1 pseudogene is annotated in these 1,262 nt (G+C 41.0%); it reads left to right on the top strand.

Annotated features, from left to right (window positions below):
- A pseudogene (locus BLV91_RS17080) lies at positions 1-1,262 on the top strand (hypothetical protein); the annotation flags it as partial.

Genomic DNA, 1,262 nt, shown 5'->3' with positions numbered 1-1,262 from the left:
GTAACTTTTTCAGGATTAACAGCGGGGCCACATGCCTTTACAACAAGACGTATTTCAGATAACACTTGTGTATCCTCGGCAACTTCAATAACAATCAACGCACAACCCACAGCTCCTGCGGCGCCAACAGCTAGCGCAACAACGCAGCCTACTTGTGCAGTAGCAACAGGAACCGTTACAATATCTGCGCCAATAGGAGCGGACTTTCAATATAATGTTGATGGTGGAACTTACCAAAGTTCGGTAACTTTTTCAGGATTAACAGCGGGATCACATACCTTTACAACAAGACGTATTTCAGATAACACTTGTGTATCTTCTGCAAGAGATGTAAAAGTTGGAAATTATATTTGCGCAGTTGATGATGCAGGATCAAGTGTAAATGGACTTGTAGGGGGAACAGCATTCACAAATGTATTATCAAATGACACCTTAAATGGAGTTGCAGTAGTAGCTAGCGATGTTACAACCACTTTTGTGTCATCTACCAATGGAGGAATTACTTTATTAGGAACTAATGTAGTTGTAAAAGCGGGAACTCCAGCAGGAAACTATAGTTTAGTATACCAAATCTGCGAAGTATTAAATGCCGACAACTGTTCAACAGCGACAGTAACGGTAACAGTAGTTGCAGCACCAATCAAAGCAGTAAATGATGTTGCAGGACCAATCAACGGAATAGTTGGCGGAGATGCAGGAATCAATGTATTGGATAATGATTTATTGAATGGTGTTAAAGTAACTCCATCAGATGTAAAAATCACTTCTACTCCAAACGGACCATTAACAGTAAACACAGACGGAACCGTAACGGTAGCAGAGAACACAAAAGCAGGAGAATACACAGTAGACTATACGATCTGCGAAGTATTAAATGCCGACAACTGTTCAACAGCGACAGTAACGGTAACAGTAGTTGCAGCACCAATCAAAGCAGTAAATGATGTTGCAGGACCAATCAACGGAATAGTTGGCGGAGATGCAGGAATCAATGTATTGGATAATGATTTATTGAATGGTGTTAAAGTAACTCCATCAGATGTAAAAATCACTTCTACTCCAAACGGACCATTAACAGTAAACACAGACGGAACCGTAACGGTAGCAGAGAACACAAAAGCAGGAGAATACACAGTAGACTATACGATCTGCGAAGTATTAAATGCCGACAACTGTTCAACAGCGACAGTAACGGTAACAGTAGTTGCAGCACCAATCAAAGCAGTAAATGATGTTGCAGGACCAATCAACGGAATAGTTGG

Origin of the sequence: Flavobacterium degerlachei, from assembly GCF_900106645.1 — a bacterium.
GTDB lineage: Bacteria > Bacteroidota > Bacteroidia > Flavobacteriales > Flavobacteriaceae > Flavobacterium > Flavobacterium degerlachei.
The sequence above is the reverse complement of the archived record's forward strand: the minus strand, read 5'-3'. Positions and strand labels throughout refer to the sequence as shown.